This window comes from Leclercia sp. GHBNCSD, assembly GCF_055805075.1.
In genome coordinates, this window is the sequence record NZ_JBQVYO010000001.1 from 3,068,929 (window position 1) to 3,085,618 (window position 16,690).

The window sequence follows — 16,690 nt, forward strand, 5'->3', positions numbered from 1 at the left end:
GGGTCTTGTTATTAGCGCTAACCGGTGATGATGTGATTCTGGTTAACCAGCTCCTCATAAGTTGTCTGAACGTTATCCAGTGTTACCAGTGTAGTATTCGTGTAAATATTTGCCGCTCCGTCCCGGTCGACGGAGATCACGGTATTGCCATTGCTATTTGTGACGTGCAAATAGTTACCGAGCGTCGCGCTACTTCCGTTCCAGCCCACCAGCAGATCGCTGATATCGATCTTGTCTCCCTGCGCCAGTGAGAAGTTGGTCCAGTGGTCGTTACCGCCGTTGCCTGCCGTCCCGTTCCCCGCCGTGTTGTTCAGCACTTCGTAAATCAGCGTGTCGCCATAGGCGCTACCGGTAAAGGTATCGTTATGCTCCGTGCTGACGAACTTCGGTGCCATGTTGATGGTGAGGGTGGCGGTGTCGGTCGTGCCGTTATCGCCGGTCAGTTTGTAGGTAAAGGTCTCCTTCGTGGTCATTGAGGCCAGCGAGACGCCGCTGTTCAGGGTGTAGGTGTAGTGACCATCCACTCCGATGTTCAGCACGCCGTAATGCCCCTGAATGTTGGCGGTGGCGTTGGCCGTGGTGTACGGATCGAGGGTAGTGGTGGTGCCGTTATAGCCGGTGATGCTCAGACGGCTGTCTACCGAGTGCAGCTGATCCAGCACGCCGCCGGAATCCGTCCCGTCGAAGATATTGCCGGTGACGGTGTGGCCCGCGGTGGTGAGCTCATTGTTCAGGTAGACGGTAGTACCGGTGACGTATGGCGTGATGGAGATCTGGCCTACTCCCAGCGGCCCCATGGAGCCGGTATAGCTCAGGGTGTAGGTCCCGGCGTCCAGATCCAGACCGGTGACGTTAATGGTCGCCACGCCACCCAGCAGCAGGCCGCCATTGAATGAACCGCTTCTGGTAACCCCTCCCCCGGTAATGGTCCAGTTTACGTTCAGCCCGCCCAGCGACAGCAGGGAGGCGACGTTAAAGTGGAGCACAACGTCATGCAGGGCGGTGTTGGCGTCCACCACAAACGTGCCGCTGCCCCGGCCGGTGGTGGATGCCAGCAGAGCGGCATTCCACGTCGCGTTACCCACCGTGTCATCGCGGTAGGCGGCCACCTGCGGAGTCGTATCCACCACCAGCTCGCGGCTGACGTCGTTCACCGCATCCAGCGCCACCGGTGTCGGGGTGATGTTCAGGGAGGCGGTGTCCTTATCGCCATTCGGTGCCGTCACGGTGTAGATGAAGCTGTCCGGGGTGCTGATTTGGTCGGCGCCCACCCCGGCGCGCAGGGTATAGGTATATTTGCCCTGGGCGTCGATCAGCAGCGTGCCGTACTCTCCCTCGATGCGGGTGGTGCCGGTGGCGTTCACGTTAACGCCGTTCACCTGGGTGACAAGCGTGCCCGCAGGCGCGATGTCACTTTGCAGCACGTCGCCGGTGGTGCTGGCGGTGGTGCTGGTGACGGCATAAACGTGGTCCTCAAGCACGTTCAGACGGTAGCCGGTCAGGGCGGTGACCCCCGAGACGGTGTTCATCAGGAAGATGTAATCCCCTGCCGGCAGGGTCAGGGTCAGCGGTGCCGAGGTGCCACCCAGCAGCGGCGCGCGCAGCCAGCCTGCCTCGGTGCGTACCCGCTCGTAGCTCTGGGTTGCCGGGTTGAACTTGTAGATATAGAGGTCAAACACCGAAGCCAGGGCCACCCCGCCGACGCTACTCTGGATGGTCATGGTGCGGGTGGTACCCTCCGCCACGCTGTACTTCATGGTCTCGCTACGATCGTCCAGCAGGTTGAGGTTCAGCACGTTGCCGAGGTTAACCCCCACCACGGTAAAGCCGCCCTGGCTTGACGGGCCGTAGTCGATGGACTGTACCTGCGTGCCGAAGGTCAGGGAGGCGGTGTCGTCCACCGCCGTCACGCTGTTGCGCACCGTGTTCTCACCCAGGGTAATCACCAGGCGGGCGTCGTCCGTGGCCCCTTTTCCGGCGATGTTATAGATGAAGGTGTCGGTCCGGCCCAGCACCGAGGCGCTGGTATTGGTCAGGGTGTAGGTGTAACTCCCGTCGGTGTGCAGGGTCAGGGTGCCGTACAGCCCGTTGATGGTGGTGCCCGCCGCCCCTGCCGCCACGTTGACGGTGACGCCGTTGGCGTTGGTCACGCTGGTCACCACCGTGCCGTTTGGCGCGCTGTCGCTGCCGCTCACCGGATCGATATCGGTGATGACGTTACCGTTTTGCACCAGCGTGCCGGACAGGGTACCAGCCGTGGTCTGGGTGACGTCCACGTCCAGGCTGGTGTATGACCCGGTCGCCAGCAGGTTGGTGTTGTAGCTCAGCACACGATACTGCCCGCCCGGCAGACCGGCCAGGTTCAGGGTCACGCCGCTGGCACCCAGGGTCAGCAGGTTGGCGAACTGCGGCAGGCCAGTATCCACTTCGGTGGTCCAGGAGCTGCCGTTCCAGCGCTGCACAATGATCTCCAGGGTGTTAAGCAGGGAGAGCACGATACCCGTGGCGCTGGCGTTGATCTCCATATCTGCGCTACCGCCGGTCGGTACGGTGAAGGTCACCTGGGCGGAGTTCTCCCCCAGCAGCGACAGCACGTTGCCGACGCCGCCCACCAGCTGCACGCCGTAGTCGCTGTACTGGGCGGTGCTGGTGGTGGCGTTGGTGGTCAGGGCCAGCCCTACCACGTTGTCACTCGCGGACAGCGGCAGGTTTGGCGCAATCACCGTACCGGTGGCGGAGGTGTTGCCCGCCGCATCGGTGGCGGAAAGGGTGATTCGCTCCCCTTCGGACTGTCTGTCGAGGAAGGTGTAGCTCCAGTTGCCCTGGGCGTTAGCGGTGGTGGTCACCACGCTGTTATCGCTCAGCAGCAGGGTGATGGTGCTCCCCGCTTCGGCGGTCCCGCTCAGAACGCTGCCGTCGGCGTTAAAGGTTCCCTGCGGCGTGCCCGGGGCGACGGTATCCACGACAATCGAGCTCAGCGGCGTCACCGGGCTGGTGCCAACCGCATTGCCTGCGGTGGCGGTAAAGGCGTGAGGGCCATTACCCAGCGGCACGGTTGGGGTGTATGTCCAGACCCCGGCGCTGTTGGTGGTCACCGTGGCTAACAACACATTGTTGTCATACAGGGTGATGGTGGAGAGCGGCTGCGCGGTCCCGGTCAGCGTTGGGGTGGTATCGTCGGTGCGCTGCCCGTTGAGCAGATTGCCAATGATGCTGCCCACGTTGTCGTTGACGCTGGTGATGACTGGCGGATTCGGGATCACCGAGTACGGCACCCGCAGATCCACCGTCTGCCCCACGTTACCGGCCCGGTCGGTGGCGAAGAGGTGCAGCAGTTCGGCGTTCACCTGCGGCGTGGAGAGCGCGATGCTGAAGCGCCCGGACGCGTCGGCTACGCCGGTGCCCAACACGGTCACGTTGTCGGTGCCGAGAATGGTGACGGTGCTGCCCGCCTCGGCGGTGCCGTTAATCCGGCCCCCGCTCTCCAGTACAGTCAAGCCGCCCGGTGCCCCTGGGGCGATAGTGTCGACGGTGATGGCGGTGACCGGCGATGCTGCGCTGAGGTTGCCCGCCGCATCGGTGGCGGTGGCAGTAAAGTTATGTACTCCGTTGGTGAGGGCGGTGGTGGTCTGCGCCAGCGTCCACTGGCCCTGGGCGTTGGCCGTCACCTCGCCTACCAGCGTGGTGCCGTCGTAGATGCGCACTATTGCGCCCGCTTCGGCGGTGCCGTTGAGGGTTGGACGGGTGTCATTGGTCGGATTGCCGTTGATCACCGGGCCCTGGATCGAGCCGACGTCATCCACTACCGAGGTAATGACAGGCGCAGCCGGGGCGGTGGCATCGACATTCACGGTAAAGCCCGCGGTCGGCAGGCTGACGTTGCCCACCGCGTCGGTGGCGGTCACCGTCAGGGTGTGCAGGCCATCCGCCAGCGGGGTAGTTGGAGTAAAGCTCCAGGCGCTGTTGGCATCGGCCACCACGCTGCCGAGCAGCAGGGTGCCGTCGTAGATGCTCACCGTCGCGCCCGCTTCCGCGGTGCCGCTGAGGGTCGGTCTCGCATCGTTGGTCAGCTGGCCGCTGGTGAGGGTTGTCACCGCACCGACATCATCCACCACTGAGACCAGCACCGGCACCGCTGGCGGCTGGGTATCTACCGTCAGGCTGAAGGTATTGGACGGATCGCTGACGTTGCCCGCCGCATCCGTCGCCAACGCTGTAAAGTTGTGCGTGGCGTTGGTGAGCGGGGTGGTCAGGGCAATCGACCAGTTACCGCTGGCATCCGCGGTGGCGGTGCCCAGCAGGATATCGCCTTCAAACACCTGCACCCGGGCGTTCGCTTCGCTGGTCCCGGTGAGCACCGGCAGGGTGTCATCGGTGCGCTGCCCGCTGGGGAGTGCCCCGGTTATGCTGCCGACATCATCCTGGGCCAGGGCGATCACCGGTGCGAGCGGTTTGACGGTATCGACAATCACCGTGAACCCCGCCGAGGCTTCGCTGAGGTTGCCTGCCGCGTCGGTGGCGCTGGCGGTGAAGGTGTGGCTGCCGTTACCGAGCGCCGTGGCCGGGGTAAAGCTCCACTCCCCGGCGGCGCTGGCCTGTACGGTGCCAAGGGCCACGCCGTTGTCATAGATCGTCACCGTGGCGCTGGCGGCCGCCTGGCCGGACAGGGTTGGGGTCGGATCGTCGGTCACCTGGCCCGAAACGGTGAGCGGCGTCTGGATGCTGCCCACGTTATCGGCGGCGGCCAGGATGGTCGGTGCCGCCGGGGCGGTGGTGTCTACCGTCAGGGTAAAGGCTGCGCTTGCAGGACCGGTGTTCCCCGCCGGATCGGTGGCGGTGAAGGTGACGCTGCGCAGCCCCTCGGCGAGGGCGGTGTCAGGGGTAAAGGTCCAGTTCCCGGCGGCGTTAACCACCGCGGTGCCGACCGCTTCTCCATCCACAAGGATAGTGACAATCGAGCCCGCTTCGCCGGTGCCGTTAAAGGTTGGGCGGGTATCGTTGGTGATGCCGCCGTTGTTCACCGTGCCGGTAAGGGTCCCGACGTCATCCACCACGTTTGCCAGCACCGGCGCCAGCGGCGCGACGGTATCGACGTTCAGGGAGAAGGCTGGAGAGGTGCCCGAGACGTTGCCTGCGGCATCGGTGGCGCTGACGCGCAGCTCGTGCGGCCCCTGGGCCAGATCGGTGTCCGGGGTAAAGCGCCAGTTGCCGCTGCCGTCCACCAGCGCGGTGCCGATCTGCTGGCCGTTATCCAGAATGCGCACGGTGCTGCCCGCCACGCCGGTCCCGGTCAGTTCCGGACGCGCGTCATTGGTGATCTGGCCGCTGACCAGTACGCCGGTGTTGCCCGCCACGTCGTCATTAACGCTGACCAGGACTGGCGTCGCCGGTGGCGTGATGTCCACGGTCAGGGTATAGGCCCCGGACGCTACGCTGACGTTGCCCGCCAGGTCGGTGGCGATGGCGGTAAAGCTGTGTTGGCCCTCCGGCAGCACCACCGTCGGAGTGAAGCTCCAGATCCCGCTGGCGTTGGCGACCACGGTGCCGAGCAGACGGGTGCCTTCATAGAGGGCGACGCTGCTGCCCGCTTCCGCGGTGCCCGTCAGGGTCGGAGTGTTGTCGTTGGTGCTGCCGCCGCTGACCACGTTGCCGGTCACCGGCCCGACGTCATCATTCGCTCCGGTAATAACCGGTGGTGTCACCACCGTATCCACCACCAGTGAGAACGGTGCCGACGGCTGGCTCTGGTTGCCCGCCGGATCGGTGGCGGTGAGGAGCAGGGTATAGGTGCCATCCGCCAGCGGCTCGGCGGGGGTGAAGCTCCAGGCTCCGGTTGCGCTCACCGGTACGGTGCCGAGCACGGTATCACCGGCATAAATGGTGATTACATCCCCCGGTGTCGCCGTGCCGTTCAGGGTTGGCTGGTTGTCGTTGGTCGGGGTACCGCTAACCACTGAACCGGTGACGGTGCCGACGTTATCCACCAGCGTGCCCAGAGCAGGTGCCGCAGGCGGGGTGAGGTCGATATTCACCGTCGCCTCTGGCGACTGGCCGCTGGTCTGGCCGTCGACGGTAGCGGTGACGCTGAAGCTGTGGCTGCCTTCGCTCAAGGCGGTGGCAACCGGCAACGTCCAGGCCCCGGTGGTGGCATCGGCGGTGACGGTGCCCAGCGGCGTGGTGCTGCCGTCGAGATAAACGGTCACCACGCTGCCCGGGATCGCCGTGCCGGTAAGGGTTGGCGTAGCGTCGTTGGAGCTCAGGCCCTTGACGTTGATGCTGCCGCCGGTGCCGTTGTCATCCACGATGGCGTCGATAACCGGCACGTCCGGCAGCGCTGGCGTAGCCGGAACGTCATACGATCCCGGCAGGCTGGTGTTGCCCGCCACGTCGCTGGCGGTCAGGCTCAGGGTGACCGCGTCGCTTTGCGGCGGGGTCAGGGCGACGGAGAACTGCCCCTGGGCGTTGGTGATGCCGGTGCCCAGCACCACGTTGCCCGGGCCGGTCACCGTAATGATGGAACCCGCTTCGGCGGTCCCGGTCAGCGGCGTACCGCCGGAGACAATCCCGGTCACCACCGGCGCACCCGGCGCCTGGGTATCAACGATCAGGTTAACCGGCGTGCTTTCGCTGGTGTTGCCCGCCGCATCCCGCGCCACCACGGTAAAGGTGTGCGGGGCATCGGAGAGCGGGGTGCCGTCAGGGATCGGCAGCGTCCACTGGCCCTGGGCGTCGGTCTGCACCTCGCCCAGCGGTTGTCCGTCAACAGAGACGGTGATGGTGCTGAGCGGCTCCCCGGTCCCGCTCAGGGTCGGGGTGCTGCTGTTGGCGTAGAGCTGGCCGCCTGCCAGGGTGCTGTCGGAGATCGCCAGCAGCTGCGGGATGGCAGGAGGGAGGGTGTCAATGGTGAAGGCGAAGTCGCTCCCCGCCGCGCTGACGTTCCCGGCAACATCCACCGCCGCCACGGTCAGGGTGGTGGGGCCATCTCGCAGTTCCGAAGTGGTGATGCTCCAGATGCCGTCAGTGACCTGGCCGCGTCCCACCTCAATGCCGTTGCTGTAGAGAATCACCGTGGTGCCGTTCTCTCCGGTACCGGTGACGGTTGGGGTATTGTCGTTGCTGCTGCCCCCCGCCGTAATGTTGCCGGTGACCGGACCGACGTTGTCATCCACGATGCCGATAGTTGGGATCGCTGGCACGACGCTGTCAACGGTGACGGTCATGCTGCCAGATACCGGCGATGCGTTGCCCGCCGGATCGGTGGCGGTCAGGGTGAAGCTGTGGGTGCCCTCCGTCAGCGGCAGGTCCGGACGCCACGTCCAGTTGCCGTTGATGTCGACCACCACTTCGCCCACCGGATTGTTTCCGTTGAGGGTCTCGTCATAGATGGTGATGATGTCGTCCGGCGTGCCTGTGCCGCTCAGCACCGGACGGGTATCGTTGGTGGCGCCGTTGTTGGCTACCGGGCCGGTGATATCGCTGACGTTATCCGTCACCACCGGCAGCGCTGGCGTCTCTGGCGCTTCGGTATCGATGGTGATGCTTACCGGCTGGGATGGCGCACTCTCGTTACCCGCGCCGTCGCTGTTGGTCACGGTCAGGCTCAGATCGTAGGTGCCGTTAGGCAGATCCGCAGGCGGCGTCCAGGTCCAGGTCCCGTCCGGCTGCACGGTGGTTTCACCGATAGGGGTGGTACCGTTATAGATGGTGACGAGATCCCCCTCATTCCCGGTCCCGCTCAGGGTTGGGGTGGTATCACGGGTGCTGCCCCCACCGGTAAGCGGGGTCTCGCCGCTGCCGTCCGGGTTGACGGTGATAGCCGGAATCTCCGGCGTGGCAGGCGGCACGTTATCCACCACCAGGTTAAAGGTGCCGGAGGTGGCGATGTTGCCCGCCGCATCGCTCACCGTGGCGGTCAGGGCGTGGGTGCCGTTCCCCAGCGGCGTGGTGAGCTGTACGCTCCATGCTCCCGTCGCGCTGGTGGTGGCGGTGCCCAGCAGGGTGGTGCCGTCATAGAGGTTAATCTGCGCGTTCGCCGGACCCGTTCCGCGGATCAGCGGCAGATTCTCATCGGTCGGCTGGTCGCTGAGCACGTCGCCGGTGACGCTGCCGGTATTGTCCACGGCCAGGGTGATGACCGGGGCGGCTGGCGGTACGGTATCGATAGTGATGTTAAAGGCGGCGGACGGCTCACCGGTGTTCCCGGCGGCATCGGTCGCCACCACGGTGATGACGCGTAGCCCCTCGCCGAGCGCCTCCGGCGGCGTGAAGGTCCATTCGCCCCCCGCGCCCACCTGGACAGTACCCACTTCCTCGCCGTCCACCCGAATGCTGAGGGTGGTGCCCGCCTCCCCGGTCCCGCTCAGGGTTGGCTGGTTGTCGTTGGTGGCGCCGTTATTGCTGATGGCAACCGGGCTGCCGGAGAGATCGTTGATCGCCTGGGTAATGACCGGGGCGTCCGGGGCGGTGGCATCCACTACGATGCTCCAGCTGTTGGACGGCGCGCTGTTGTTGCCCGCGGCGTCCGCCGACTGCGCGGTCAGAACGTGACCGCCATCAGGCAGCGGTGCCGTCAGCTGGATCTCCCAGGTCCCCTCTGCGCTGACCTGTGTGGTGCCAACCAGATCCGTGCCGCTGTAGAGCAGGATGGTGGCGTTGGCAACGCCGGTGCCGCGCACCAGTGGCGTGTTGTCATTGGTGGTCTGCCCGTCGTTGACGGTGCCGGTATACGCACTCACGTTGTCCACCACGTCGGTGATCGCCGGAACGGCAGGCGGCGTGGTGTCCGGAGCGACGATCTGGCCTTCCGCGCCGGTGTTCCCGGCCCGGTCGGTTGCCGTTACCGTCAGCAGTTCCCCATTCTGTTTTGGCGTGGTGAGGGTAAGGGAGAAGTTGCCTGTCTCGTCAACGACCCCGGTGCCAATCACCGTGTCTCCATCGCGCACGGTGATGGTGCTGCCCGCTTCGCCCTGGCCGGTGAGGGTATTGCCGTTGTTGAGCACGGTGAAGCTGCCCGGCGCGCCCGGGGCGATAGTGTCAACGGTGATCGACGTAACCGGTGACCTCGCGCTGAGGTTGCCCGCAGTGTCGGTGGCGGTGGCGGTGAAGTTATGCACCCCGTCGATGAGGGTAGTGGTGGTCTGCGCCAGGGTCCACTGGCCCTCGGCGTTAGCGATCGTCTCGCCCACCAGGGTGTCGCCGTCGTAAATACGCACTATTGCGCCCGCTTCGGCGGTGCCGTTGAGGGTCGGACGGGTATCGTTGGTCGGGTTGCCGTTGAGGACAGGCCCCTGTACCGAACCGATGTCATCCACAACCGAGACGATGGCAGGCGCTGGCGGCGCGATGGTATCCACGTTGATCACAAATCCGCTGGTCGGCGGGCTGACGTTGCCCGCCGCGTCGGTGGCGGTCACCGTCAGGGTGTGCAGACCGTCGCCCAGTGGGCTCTGCGGGGTAAAGATCCAGGCGTTGTCGGCCCCGACGAGCGCCGTGCCCAGCAGGGTGGCGCCGTCGTAAATGTTCACCGTGGTGCTCGCCTCTGCCGTGCCGCGCAGCGTCGGGTTCGCATCGTTGGTCAGCTGGGCGTTGTCGAGGATGCCTCCGGCGCCGACATCATCAGTGACCGAAACCAGTACCGGCGCCGCTGGCGGCTGGGTATCGACGGTCAGGGTGAAGGCGGCGGATGGATCGCTGGCGTTGCCCGCGGCATCAATGGCTACCGCCCTGAAGCTGTGCTGAGCATCGCTGAGCGGCTCGGTGAGCGTGGCCGTCCAGTTTCCTTGCGCATCCGCCACGCCAACGCCCACCAGGGTTTCGCCTTCAAAGATCTGTATCCGGGCATTCGGCTCGCTGGTGCCGGTGAGCACCGGCAGGGTGTCGTTGGTGCTGCTTCCGCTGGCGAGCGCGCCGGTGCCCGGGGCGACGTCATCCTGGGCCAGGGCGATCACCGGGGCTACCGGTTTAAGGGTATCGACAATCAGGGTGAAGCCCGGCGAGAGCTCGCTGACGTTGCCCGCCGCGTCGGTGGCGCGGGTGGTAAAGGTATGGCTGCCGTTGTTGAGCGCCTGGTCTGGGGTGTATGTCCAGTCACCCGCTTCGTTGGCCTGCACGGTATCGATCAGGGCGCCGTTGTCATAAATATCCACCGTGGCATTGGCTTCAGCCCTGCCGCTCAGGGTCGGGGTGGTGTCGTCGGTGGTCTGGCCGGAGGTGGTGATCGGGTTCTGGATCGTCCCGACGTTATCGCTGATGGCGGTGAGGGTCGGCGCCGTTGGCGCCTGGGTATCCACCGTCAGAACAAACGGCTCGCTGGCATCCCCGGTATTTCCGGCGACGTCAGTGGCGGTAAAGCGAATGCTGCGGGTGCCCTCTTCCAGGGGCTGATCGGGCGTGAAAGTCCAGCTGCCCGCGGCGTTAACCACCGCGGTGCCGATCTCCCGATCGTCAACAAGGATACGGATCGTGGCACCCACTTCGCCGCTGCCGGTAAAGGTTGGACGGGTGTCGTTGGTGGTATCGCCGCTTGCCAGCGTACTGGTGGCCGCGCCGACATCATCCACTACGGTGATCACCACTGGCGCCAGCGGGGCGGCGGTATCCACGTTCAGCGTGAAGGCTGGCGAGGTGCCCGAGAGGTTGCCTGCGGCATCGGTGGCGCTGACGCGCAGATCGTGCGAGCCCGGCGTCAGATCGGTCCCAGGGATAAAGCTCCAGTTGCCGCTTTCGCTGACTAAGGCGGTGCCGATCTCCACGCCGTTATCGAGAATATGCACGGTGCTGCCCGCCACGCCGGTCCCGGTCAGTTCCGGGCGGGTGTCGTTGGTGACCTGGCCGTTGGTCAGCGGCCCGGTGCTGCCCTCCACATCATCGTTGACGCTGACAATGACCGGGGTGGCCGGTGGGGTCATGTCCACGAACAGCGTGTAAACACCGGATACCGGGCTGATGTTACCCGCGCTGTCGGTAGCGACTGCGGTGAAGCTGTGCTGACCTTCCGCCAGCACGCGGGTAGGGGTGAAGCTCCAGGCGCCCGTGGCGCTGGCGGTGACGGTACCCAGCAGCGTAATGCCATCGTAGATCGCCACGCTGCTGCCCGCCTCCGCGGTGCCCGAGAGGGTAGGGGTGTTGTCGTTGGTGCTGCCGCCGTTAGCCACGTTGCCGCTGACCGGATCGACGTTGTCGTTAGCGCCGGTGATAAGCACTTCGCCCGCGCTGGTATCCACCACCAGCGTGAACGGTGCCGAGCGCGGACTTTCGTTGCCCGCCGGATCGGTGGCGCTGAGGGTCAGGCTGTAGGTGTCATCATCCAGCGGCTGGGCAAGGGTAATGCTCCAGGCGCCGGTGTTGCCCACCGTTGCCGTACCGAGCACGGTGTCGCCTGCATAGAGGGTAATGACGTCGCCCGGCGTCGCTGTGCCGTTAAAGGTCGGCAGATCATCGTTAGTCGGTCTGCCGCTGACGATGGCGCCCGAAACCGGGCCCACGTCGTCCACCACGCTACCGAACGCCGGGGCGGATGGCGGGGTGATATCGATATTGACCGTCGCTTCCGGCGACAGGCCGCTGGTCTGGCCGTCAACGGTGGCGGTGACGCTGAAGCTATGGCTGCCCTCATCCAGGGCGGTTTCAATCGGGAACGACCATGCGCCGGTGGTGGCGTCGGCGGTGACGGTGCCCAGCGGCGTGGTGCTGCCGTCGAGATAGAGTGTCACCACGCTGCCCGGGATGGCGGTGCCGGTGAGGGTCGGGGTGGTGTCGTTGGAGCTGCCGCCTTTAACGTTGCCGCCGGTACCGTTGTCATCAACAATCTCGTTGATGACCGGCACCTCCGGCAGCGCTGGCGTAGCCGGAACGTCATACGATCCCGGCAGGCTGGTGTTGCCCGCCACGTCGCTGGCGGTCAGGTTCAGGGTGACCGCGTCGCTTTGCGGCGGGGTCAGGGCGACGGAGAACTGCCCCTGGGCGTTGGTGACCCCGGTGCCCAGCACCACGTTGCCCGGGCCGGTCACCGTAATAATGGAACCCGCTTCGGCAGTGCCAGTCAGCGGCGTACCGCCGGAGACAATTCCGGTCACCACCGGCACGTCCGGTGCCTGGGTATCAACGATCAGGTTAACCGGCGTGCTTTCGCTGGTATTACCCGCCGCGTCGCGCGCCACCACGGTGATGGTATGGCTGGCATCGCTCAGCGTGGTGCCCTCGGGCAGCGGCAGCGTCCATTGGCCCCCGGCGTCGGCCTGTACCTCGCCTACGGCATTGCCGTCGATAACGACGGTGATGGTGCTGAGTGGTTCCCCGCTGCCGCTCAGGGTCGGAGTGGCGTTGTTCACATAAAGCTGGCCACCGGCCAGGGTGCTTTCAGAGATCGCAAGCAGCTGTGGGTTACCTGGCGGTTGGGTGTCGATGGTGAAGGCAAAATCGTTGCCCGCGCCGCTGACGTTCCCGGCAGCATCCACCGCCGCCACGGTCAGGGTAGTCGGGCCATCTCGCAGTTCCGGAGTGGTGATGCTCCAGCTGCCGTCAGTGACCAGGCTGCGTCCGACCTCCACGCCGTTGCTGTAAAGGATCACGGTGGTGCCGTTTTCGCCGGTGCCGGTGACGGTCGGGGTATTGTCGTTGCTGCTGCCGCCCGCCGGGAGGTTGTCATCCACGCTGCTGATAACCGGGATCGCCGGTACCTCGCTGTCGACGGTCACGGTGATGGTGTTTGAGATCGCCGAGACGTTACCCGCCTCGTCGGTGGCGGTCACGGTAAAGCTGTGCTGCCCCTGGGCCAGCTCGTCATCAGGCCGCCAGCTCCAGTTGCCGTTGATGTCGACCACCGCTTCGCCCACCTTGACGTTGCCCGTGGCGGTCTGGTCGTAGATGCTGATGGTGTCATCTGGCGTGCCCGTGCCGCTCAGTACCGGACGGGTATCGTTAGTGGCGCCGTTGTTGCCAACCGGGCCGGTAATTTCACTGACGTTATCGGTAATTACCGGGGCGGCAGGCTGATCCGGCGCGTCGGTATCGATGGTAATGCTCACCGGCTGCGACGGGGCGCTCTCGTTGCCCGCGCCATCTTTGTTGGTCACGGTCAGGCTGAGATCGTAGGTGCCGTTAGGCAGTCCTTCTGGCGGGGTCCAGCTCCAGCTCCCGTCTGGCTGGACGGTGGTTTCGCCGATTTTGGTAGTGCCGTCGTAGATGGTGACGATGTCGCCTTCCGTACCGGTACCGCTCAGGGTTGGGGTGGTGTCGCGGGTGCTGCCGCCGGAGGTGAGGATCGCTTCCTCGCCGCCGTCAGGATTGACGGTGATCTCCGGTAGCGCCGGAGTGTCCGGGGCGAGGGTATCAACCACCAGGTTAAAGCTCTCCGAGGTGGCGGTGTTGCCCAGCGCATCGCTGACGGTGGCGGTAATGGTGTGAGTGCCATTCCCCAGCGGGGTCGTCACTTGCAGGCTCCATTCGCCCTGCGCATTGGTGGTGGTGGTGCCCAGCAGAGTGGTGCCTTCATAGAGGGCGATCTGCGCGTTCGCCGGGCCGGTGCCGTAGAACACCGGACGGGTTTCGTCGGTGGGCACGTTGTTGCCCACATCACCCTGCACGCTGCCGGTGTTATCTGCCACCCGGGTAATGACCGGGGCGGCGGGGGCGGTGGTATCAACGGTCAGCGTAAAGGCGTCGGAGGCGGCGCTGTTATTCCCGGCGGTATCTTTCGCCACCACCGTGATGGCGTGCTCCCCATCCTCAAGCGCCGTCGCCGGGGTGAAGTTCCACTCGCCGCCGCTGCCCACCAGCGCGGTGCCCACCTCCACGCCATCCACCAGAATAGTGATGGTCGACCCGGCTTCACCGGTGCCGTAGAGGGTAGGGCGGTTGTCGTTGGTGGCGCTGTTGTTATCGATCACGCCAGCGGAGTCAGGCAGATCGTTGATCACCTGGACGATGGCAGGCGTACCCGGCGCGGTGGCATCGAGAATAATGCTCCAGGTGTTGGACGGGCCGCTGCGGTTGCCTTCACTGTCCACCGCTTCCGCCCGCAGGACGTAGCCGCCGTCCGCGCCCAGCGTGATGTTGGTAGACCAGGTGCCGTCTGCGTTGACGTTGGCAAAACCGACCTCCTCGTCGCCGTTATAGATGTAAATGGTGGCGCCCGGCTCACCGGTGCCAGTAATGAGCGGTTGGCGGTCATTAGTGACCTGCCCGTCGTTGACCACGCCGGTGATGTCGTCCATGCCATCCACCACGCTTACGATAACCGGCGCCTCGGGCGGGGTGACGTCCGGGGCGGCAACGCTGCTTTCCGGCCCGGTATTGCCCGCGGCATCGGTGGCGGTAACCGCCAGGCCTTCACCGTTGAGCCTTGGGGTGCTGAGAAGAATATTGAAGTTGCCGTCAGCGTCCGCTACCCCTCTGCCGATCACGTCGTCGCCATCGCGGATGGTCACGGTGCTGCCCGCCTCCGCCTTACCGGTAACGGTGGCGCCATTCAGGGAGATTTGCAGATCGGTTGGCGCGTCAGGCGGGGTGACATCCCCCACCACCGCAGTGGCGGGCTGGCTCTGGTTCCCGGCGGCATCGGAGGCCACCACGTTGAGGGTATCGCCTTCGTTTTGCGCCTCGTCGAGGGGGATCGTGAAGTCGCCGTTGGCATCGGCAGTGCCGCGGCCAATTTCGTCCCCGGCACCGTTGGTGATGATGATGTTACTGCCCGGCTCGGCGGTACCGACGACCTCGGTGCCGCCCGGGATCAGGCTAATGGTTGGCTGGTCCGGTGGCGTACGGTCGATGGTAAAAGCAAACGGCTCGGAGGGGGCGCTGGTGTTGCCCGTGGGATCCGTTTCCGTCAGGGTGAGGGAGTGTGGCCCGTCGGCAAGGGGAGTCTCCGGAGTAAAGCTCCAGGTGCCGTCTGCGCCGACAACGGTCTCGCCTACGAGCTGGCCGTTATCATAAATCCGGATGGTGCTGCCCGCCTCACCGCTGCCGTTCAGGGAAGGGCGGTTGGCGTCAGTGGTCTGCCCGGCGGCAATGACTCCCTGTATCGTGCCGGTGGTGTCATTCACCGTCACGCCGGATGGCGCATTCGGCGCGACGGTATCCACGGTAAAGCTGAAGGCCGGGGAGGCCGGTCCGGTGTTGCCCGCGCCGTCGGTGGCCCGGGTGGTGATCTGATGCGCCCCTTCGCCCAGCGCGCTGGCCGGGGTGAAGGTCCAGCTACCGTCGCTGTTGACCTGCGCGGTGCCGATGGCGTTGCCGTTGTCGTAAATCGTGATAGTGGCACCGGGTTCGCCGCTGCCGCTAAAGGTAGGGCGGGCGTCATCGGTGGTCTGGCCGCTGGTGAGCGACCCGGTTACGTTGCCCACGTCATCGACCACGCTGGCGACAACTGGCGCTGCGGGTGGGGTGGTATCTGCGGCGGTCACCGGGGTGCCCGGGCCGACGTTGCCTGCGCCGTCGGTTGGCGTGACGGTCAGGGTTTCCCCGTTGGTATAAGGCTTGCCGAGATCGACGGTGAATTCGCCGTTGCCGTTGGCCTGGCCCCGACCGATGACGTTGCCGTTGACATCGGTAACGGTGAGGGTGCTGTTGGGTTCGGCGCTCCCGCTAAGCTGGGTGCCATCTGCTGAGAATCGGAGGTTGGCGGGTGCGCCCGGCGGGGTGGTGTCGTTCGGGCTGCCCGGGAGGTTGGGGCTCCCGCCGTTGTCGCTGCCACCGCCGTTATTGCTGCCACCGCCGTTATCAATGCCGCCGTCACCGTCGCCATTACTTCCGCCACCACCACCACCGCCGCCACCGCCACCAGCGGCCAGCGCAATGCCCCCTGCGACCGCCACTCCGCCCAGCGCCCACGGCCAGATCGCCGCTTCGCCCGCGGACGCGGTTGTGGTTCCTGCCAGCAGGGCATCAATGGAGGCTATCGACTGATATTGCTCTGCTGCCATCGGGTCTGCAATCCACCACAGCGCACCGTTGTCCTCTTCCAGTACCAGCTGGCTGATACCGTTATCGCCGCTGACGAAGAAATTTTTGACGGTAATGGTTTCGCCGTCGGTCAGCTTAACAATCAAGTCATTCCCGCTGCGGTTGTACTCGAGAATGTCAGCCCGTTCAGCGTTGATTTTTACAATGGAGGAATCATTCAGCGTCACCTGAGACCCGTTTGTTACTGATTCGACGTGCGTCAGTTTGGAGATGACAGTGATTTTACTCATGTGTATTACTCCCGGCAGAGTGCAGAGAAACGGCGTCTATTTTTCGCCATTTCTTTTCAGCAGATTAAGCGCCACCCAAAGGGATATTGTTTATTTAAAACAATGACCCTGGGTAATTATGTGAAAGTGATTAAAAGCTGCCGATATAGCGATGGTGGCAGCGACATTTAGCCTTTGATACTCAAGAGATAATGCGATTGGGAATATGTTTTCAGCGGTAAAATCCTTGTCTTTAATAATGGTAAGAATTTGTGATTGACTGAATTTGATATAGCCAGAAAGTACCAGAAGTGCAAATTAAGCGTGAGTTAATAAATGGTTAGTCATATTTAAAATATTGCGCTGTGCAGTGTGAAAATGGCGGTGGCAGGCGTGGCGCGGCTTGCAGGTGTCTGCTGAGCGAGGCGTGTGTAGAGATTTTTGTTTTTAATTTAATGAGATAGCGGCATTTGGTGAGGGGGAGGTATTTTATAGGGGTATTTTAGTGTGGCTGTATAAAT

General features: G+C 64.5%; 1 protein-coding gene. It reads right to left on the reverse strand.

The features are described from left to right. Positions 1–17: 17 nt before the first annotated feature. Complete coding sequence (locus tag ACT3IC_RS14850; protein ID WP_473477991.1) at positions 18–16,190, reverse strand: BapA/Bap/LapF family large adhesin; 16,173 nt, start codon at positions 16,188–16,190, stop codon at positions 18–20. Positions 16,191–16,690: the final 500 nt, after the last annotated feature.

Bases quoted from the DNA above. Each gene is read 5' to 3' on its own strand.
- ACT3IC_RS14850 (WP_473477991.1), bottom strand. From the start codon at position 16,190: ATGAGTAAAATCACTGTCATCTCCAAACTGACGCACGTCGAATCAGTA.